This is a genomic window from Corynebacterium sp. HMSC05D03 (assembly GCF_001807205.1).
GTDB classification, from domain to species: domain Bacteria; phylum Actinomycetota; class Actinomycetes; order Mycobacteriales; family Mycobacteriaceae; genus Corynebacterium; species Corynebacterium aurimucosum.
In genome coordinates, this window is record NZ_KV788183.1 from 1 (window position 1) to 4,053 (window position 4,053).

Consider the following 4,053-nt stretch of genomic DNA (forward strand, 5'->3'; position numbering starts at 1 on the left):
GGACTCCATGTCCAAAAACCCTATGGACATAACAATCTTAGCGGGCAGGGCGACTGCCCGCTGAGCCCTGCCATTAATAACGTGCGTTTGCTACGCTCGGTGCCGCCCGCTCAAAAGAGGAGATTTTCCATGCCCATGACACGACGCGTGGCCGCCTTATACCTCATAGCTTTTCTCATCGGCGCCGGCTTGTTTGCCGCAAATTTCTTCACGGAACGCAGCTTCCTCCTGCCCCTGGTCATGGCGATCGTGATGACCGTGGCTCACCTCGGGGTGGGCGCTTGGTGGATAGCACAGAAGCCACACCGTGCAGCTGGGATCACCGCCGGTGTGCTTGCACTCCTCGCAGGCGCTTCATGGGCTACGTGGGTAGTCGCCGCGTGGGAGGAATTTCGAGCGCAAGCCTCCCTCCCAATCATCAACATTGCCGGGCTGCCCGCCTTCGCGCTTAGCCCGGTGGTCCTCATCTGCGTCGTCGTCGCAGCGACGCAGAATCGAACTCGCTAAACCTGCGGGGCTTCCGTGCGGGAGCGCTTGAGCTCGAAGAAGTAGGGGAACTGGGCGAGGCGCACGGAGGCGTCGAAAAGCTCGCCGGCTTCCTCGCCGGTGGGAACGCGCGTGATGACTGGGCCGAAGAAGGCGGTATCGCCGAACTTCACCACTGGGGTACCGACCTCGTCGCCGACCTCGGAAATGCCACGGTTGTGGAACTCGGTCAGCTTCTCATCCATCTCCTCGGTGTTGGCCACGGAGGCGAAGTCGGCGGGGAGGGAGGCGTCGTCAAGCGCCTGCTTGATGATGCCGTCATAAGCGCCGTACCCCTTCTTGCCGCCCTGGCCCTCGGTGTGGATGCGGGTGCCCATCGCGGTGTAGAAGGCATCGACCTTCTCCGGGGCCTCCACGGCAATCTTGGCCGCCACGCGGGCAGGGCCCCAGTTGGCCTCCATCATCTTCATGTACTCCGGATCGAGGTCGCGGCCCTTGTTGAGCACGGAGAGTGACATCGGCTGGAAGGTGACCTCAATATCGCGGACCTTCTCCACTTCCTTAATCCAACGCGAGGTCAACCACGCGAAGGGGCAAGAGCAGTCGAACCAGAACGTCACTTGTTGAGCCACGGTAAATCTCCTTTGTTTGTGTGGGCTTTGGCACCCCACCCTAGGCGTGTGACTACGCTGGTGCAGAGACTTAAGGTACCGAGAAAGAGGAGAGACAGTACATGACCTCGATTAACCTCACCCGCGAGGAAGCCCAGCAGCGTTCCGACATGGTGGAGGTAAGCCACTACGACGTCGCCCTCGACCTCACCGGGGAAGAGTTCTTCACCTCCACCACGGTGGTGAAATTCCGGGTGAAGGAAGCTAGTTCGACGTTTATTGACCTGCGCGGTGACGAGCTTCTCGAGGTCCGCCTCAATGGTGCGCCGTTGCCCACCAGCGCTTATGACCCGACGTACGGCATCCCACTCTCGGGTTTGCAGGTGGCGGAGTATGAGCTCAAGGTCGTGGCGAAGATTCGTTACTCCCGCACCGGCGAGGGCCTGCACCGCTTTATCGACCCGGTGGATGGTGAGGCCTACCTCTACACCCAGTTCGAGACTGCCGACGCCAAGCGTGTCTTCGCCTGCTTTGACCAGCCGGATCTGAAGGCAACCTATTCATTGGCCTTCGAGGTCCCAGAGCACTGGACGGTGATTACAAACTCCCCCATCACGCGTTCGGGCAATACCGTGCGCGCGGCGGTGGATTACCCGCTGTCGACCTACTTGATTGCGCTGTGCGCGGGCCCGTACGTTGGTGTGACGGATACGTGGACCGGAACGTTGGCGGAGCACCCGGAGGGCTCGCCGGCACAAACCGTTGAGGTGCCGCTGGGGATTTACTGCCGCCCGTCACTGCTGGATTCACTCGACGCGGAGCGCCTCTTCACCGAGACTAAGCAGGGCTTTGATTTCTATCACCGCAACTTCGGCTTTGCCTACCCCTTTGGCAAATATGACCAAATCTTCGTGCCGGAGTTTAACGCCGGTGCGATGGAGAACGCCGGCTGCGTGACCATCCGTGACGAGTACGTCTTTACGTCTCAGGCCTCGCACTACAAGTACGAGCGCCGCGCGGACACCATCCTGCACGAGCTGGCGCACATGTGGTTCGGTGACCTGGTGACCATGCAGTGGTGGGATGACCTGTGGCTCAACGAATCCTTCGCTACCTGGTCCGCGGCGATTTCCCAGGCGGAGGAAACTCAGTACGACACCGCGTGGGTGACCTTTGCCAACGTCGAGAAAGCTTGGGCCTACCAGCAAGATCAGCTGCCCACCACGCACCCGATTTCCACGGACGCTTCTGACATTGAGACCGTGGAGCAGAACTTCGACGGCATCACCTACGCCAAGGGGGCGTCGGTGCTCAAGCAGCTGCAAGCCTATGTGGGCCGTGAGAACTTCTTCGCCGGCGTGCGCCGCCACTTCCAGGAACACCAGTGGTCGAACGCCACCTTCGGGGATCTGCTGCGCCACTTGGAGGAGGCCTCAGGGCGTGACCTGTCCTTCTGGGCACAGCAGTGGCTCAAGACCACGGGCGTAAACACGCTGGGCGTGGCGTTGGGTACGGACGAGTCCGGCACCATCACGCAGGCCTACCTCACCCAGCGTGGTGATACCCTGCGCACGCACCGCGTCGCTGTCGGCGTCTATGCCTTGCAGGGTGAGAAGGTGGTGCGGACCGAGCGCATCGAGATGGATATCGACGGCTCCTCCACTGAGATTCCGGAGCTTGAGGGCCGCGCGCTTTCCGACGTCCCCTTCGTCCTTCCCAACGACGATGACCTGACCTACTGCCTCATCGATCTGGATGCGGGTTGTTTGCAGTTCTTGTTGGAGAATATCGAGAAGTTCGAGGATCCTATGGCCCGCACTTTGTGCTGGTCCACCGCGTGGGAGATGACCCGTGCGGGTTCGATGCGCGCCCGCGACTTCGTGGCACTGGTGGCCCGTGGTGCTGAGGCCGAAACCGAGCTCGCCGTGCTCGAGCGTATCCTCTCCCAGGCCGCCACCGCGCAGTCCACCTACGCCGACCCGGAGTGGGCTAAGGAGGACACACAGCTTGCTGACGCCCTCCTGGCGGGCGCCCGCTCCGATGACGCCGAGCGCTCCATCGTCTTCACCCAGGCGCTGGCCGGCATTAAGCTTCACGACGCCTCCCGCGCCTTCTTCCAGGACCTTCTTGAGAACTCCTCGGATGCGGGCCTGCGCTGGAAGGCGCTCACCGCGCTCATTGCTGATGGCTCGCTTGCCGACGTCACCGGGCCCGAAGCCGCCGGCGCCGCCCTGACGGCGGTGGCTGAGGAACTCAAGCGCGATAACACCGCGACGGGCTACCAGGCCTCGCTTAAGGCGTTGGCTGCGGTTAATACCGAGGACAACAAGCGCGCGGTGTGGGACGAGATTGTCGCCGGTGAACTGGGCAACCGCGACTTGGAATCCAAGCTAGCGGGCCTGGCGTTCGTAGGCTCCGACGAGCTCCTGCCGAGCGCTGAGTTCTTTGACGTGGCGGAAAAGATCTGGTCCGCGCAATCCAACGAGATTGCCCTGACCACGGTAACCGGGTTGTTCCCGCGCTGGGATGTCAGCCAGGAGACCCTCGACCGCGCCGACGAGTTCCTCTCCCGCGACCTAGCCGGTGGCCTGCGCCGCGCAGTCACCGAGCAGCGCGACCGCCTCGCCCGCGCCCTGCGCAACCGCGCCATTGACCGCGGCTAGTCCCCAGAGCATACGCATCAAGCCCCCTCACCTGAGGGGCTTGTGCTCCAGTTCCTCCTCCCCCTGTCCGCCGCCACCGTTCACCCAGCCAATCCCTGTCCGCAGCCACCATTCACCCAGCCAATCCCGTTCCCTACCGTTTGTCAGCGTTAGCCACGCCTGTGGCCAACCTTCCTCCCGTTACCCGTGACGCACCCCTCTATCCAGGAATTTTCTTCCTCCGGTTGCGGGGTTGCTAGTGCTGTTTTAGTCTCTGTGGCCATGGGGGATATCGAAACCTACCTCCGCCTTCG

At 62.3% G+C, this 4,053-nt stretch carries 3 protein-coding genes; 2 read left to right on the forward strand and 1 reads right to left on the reverse strand.

The annotated features are described in order from the left end of the window. The first annotated feature begins 129 nt into the window (after nucleotides 1-129). Entirely contained in the window at nucleotides 130-507 is a 378-nt protein-coding gene (locus HMPREF3147_RS09445) for an MFS transporter (RefSeq protein WP_210384591.1), read from the forward strand. On the opposite strand, the gene HMPREF3147_RS09450 is transcribed toward HMPREF3147_RS09445, so the two are convergent. Beyond that, complete coding sequence (locus HMPREF3147_RS09450; protein ID WP_070446969.1) at nucleotides 504-1,118, reverse strand: mycothiol-dependent nitroreductase Rv2466c family protein; 615 nt, start codon at nucleotides 1,116-1,118, stop codon at nucleotides 504-506. The genes HMPREF3147_RS09445 and HMPREF3147_RS09450 overlap by 4 nt on opposite strands. Before the next feature lie 101 nt (nucleotides 1,119-1,219). On the opposite strand from HMPREF3147_RS09450, the gene pepN reads away from it, so the two are divergent. Continuing rightward, nucleotides 1,220-3,760: an aminopeptidase N gene (gene pepN, locus HMPREF3147_RS09455; RefSeq protein ID WP_070446971.1), complete on the forward strand. Its 2,541-nt coding sequence runs from the start codon at nucleotides 1,220-1,222 to the stop codon at nucleotides 3,758-3,760. The last annotated feature ends 293 nt before the right edge of the window (nucleotides 3,761-4,053 follow it).

Excerpts from the sequence above, each read along its gene's own strand:
- HMPREF3147_RS09445 (WP_210384591.1), top strand. The coding sequence starts at position 130 with ATGCCCATGACACGACGCGTGGCCGCCTTATACCTCATAGCTTTTCTC.
- pepN (WP_070446971.1), top strand. The coding sequence starts at position 1,220 with ATGACCTCGATTAACCTCACCCGCGAGGAAGCCCAGCAGCGTTCCGAC.